This is a genomic window from Saccharospirillum sp. (genome assembly GCF_040881935.1).
Taxonomy (GTDB): domain Bacteria; phylum Pseudomonadota; class Gammaproteobacteria; order Pseudomonadales; family Natronospirillaceae; genus Saccharospirillum.
This window is the reverse complement of sequence record NZ_JBBECH010000079.1, coordinates 1-2,143: the sequence shown is the minus strand read 5'-3', so window position 1 is coordinate 2,143 and position 2,143 is coordinate 1. Positions and strand designations below refer to the sequence as shown.

The window sequence follows — 2,143 nt, the reverse complement described above, 5'->3', positions numbered from 1 at the left end:
GCATTATGACAACGTACTATTCAGGCTGAAATTACGCCGATTAATGGGCGCTTACCCTTCTACTTTGGAAACGCCTTCAAATGGGCCAGCAAACAAGCGCGAAACGCGATACTGAGGCACCTAAAGAGCAAAGACGAAAGTTACTATTTATGCTTAAAAGGAGCTGCACTAGGGATGCGAACCAAGTTTCAAGCCGCGTCAATGGGGCTTTGAGTTTCGGCTACACGGGCTTCTCCATTTGGCTTTTGACATGATTTCGGCACCGGGTATGAACAGGAATACAGCCCCAAAACTAATACTTTATGCTGATGACTGCTGCGCAAAATGTCGCCATAATTGCGGCCGGACGTACCGGAGTCAACGCATGGCGTATTTCCTACCTCTTTCATGGCCGATCTCTTACAGCGGAGCCTTACCAGTATCGAGTAGAGTAAAGGTTCCCGGTGACCTCGGCCGTCCTTTTAACTGAGTCTCATCTTTATGTTGTCTTTTGTGCCATAGTCGTCAACGGAGCCTGTCAACATAGTTGTCGCGTCAGACAAGCACGTTGTCCATTGATTGTGTCTTCTTAGCCGGGTTGAGATGCACCTCCTTTGGCAAATCAAAGTTACGTATATCCCGAGGCCAACGCTCTGGGTTTTTAGCTTTGGCTTGTTCATACAGGGACTTGCGGCGGCTTAGAACCTCGATTGCCTGGCCGGTATGTCGCTGTTGCGGTGTCACGTATTTCAGGCTGCTATGGCGGTGTTCGTTGTTATACCAGCCGACGAAGGCGTGAACCCACTCGCGAGCTGCGTCGAGTTCTATAAACCCGTTAACAGGGAAGCCGGGGCGATACTTCAGCGTCTTGAACAGGGATTCCGCAAAGGCGTTATCATTGCTGACTCGCGGTCGGCTGCGCGATGGCGTAATTCCCAAGTCGTACAGCTTTTCCAGGAAGGTGGATGCTTTCATCGGGCTACCGTTGTCAGAGTGGAGCACCAGTGGCTTGTCCTTTGTGGCCAGGTGTTCGCGCCAGCAGGCCTTTTCCACAAGCTGCTCAGCCAACTCCGCGCGTTCGGCATGATGGACTTCCCAGCCCACGATCTTACGGCTGAACAGGTCCAAGATCATGTACAGATAGAACCAAGTTCCTTTCGCCGGACCCGGTAACCAGCTGATGTCCCAGCACCAGACTTGATTGGGGCCATCCGCGTGGTGCGTAGTCGCTGCCCCCCGGCGCGTGGGTTGCTGTTGCCGCCCACGGTGGTGTTGCAGATCACGCTCTCTGAGAACCCGGTAGAAGGTGGATTCGGAGGCAAGGTAGACGCCCTGGTCCGCCTGGTCAGCGACAATGAAGGCCGGTGGCAGGCTGCGGTAGTGGTCTTGGTTACATAACTGCACAATGGTCTCCCGCTGTTGCGGATCCAGTTTATTGCGTGGCTCGGGTCGCAAGGCGGTGGGCCGCTTATCGGCACTGACTACGCCGTTGTGCTGCCAGCGCTGATAGGTACGCAGGTTGAGCCCCACGATGGCGCAAGCCGGTTCCAGCCGGGCACCGTTGCCATGTGCTTCACGTATCAGGGCAACGGCATGTTGGCGATCAGGGAGGCTGGTTATTTGTCCTCGTCTTTGAGGCCCCAGATCGCCTCGGCTTTTTTTGAGAGCACGAGCAAGGCCGCAGTCTCTGCCAGCGCCTTGTCCTTTTTGTTCAGCTCTCGCTCAAGTCGAGTGATTGTTTTACGTTCGTTTTTATGTAATTCACGGTGTTGCTTCTGCTGCGCCTCCGAGTGCGCATTGGCGCTCAGGCAGGCCTTTTTCCAGGACTCTACCTGCTCAGGATACAATCCGCGCTTGCGGCAGTAAGCGCTGAATTCAGCAGCGCTCAAGGGGGCTGTTTCAATGACAACGCGGAATTTGTCTTCACTACTCCACTTGTCAGGCTTTTTTGAATTAGACGGCAAAACATCTCCTCGACTTCTGGCCTGTTGTCGCCAATTGTACAGGGTTGGGCCACTGATGCCTTCTTGGCGAGCGAGCTCCGCTACCGACACGCTCTGCGGTGGCGCCATTTTACGAAGGATGGCTTCTTTACGTTCTGGGGAGTATCTTTTCATTGTCACCTCTAGGTTGGTTTAGGTGACAACTAGGCTGACAGATAGGG

Annotated in this window: 1 protein-coding gene; it reads right to left on the bottom strand. The window is 54.0% G+C overall.

What is annotated here, in order from left to right; genetic code table 11:
• Nucleotides 1-534: 534 nt before the first annotated feature.
• Nucleotides 535-2,096 (bottom strand): IS3 family transposase gene (locus tag WEB54_RS14630; protein WP_368056502.1). Its coding sequence is split into 2 segments (ribosomal slippage): nt 535-1,625 and nt 1,625-2,096, totalling 1,563 coding nucleotides; the frame shifts between segments, so codons are not numbered across the junction.
• Between the last annotated feature and the right edge of the window lie 47 nt (nt 2,097-2,143).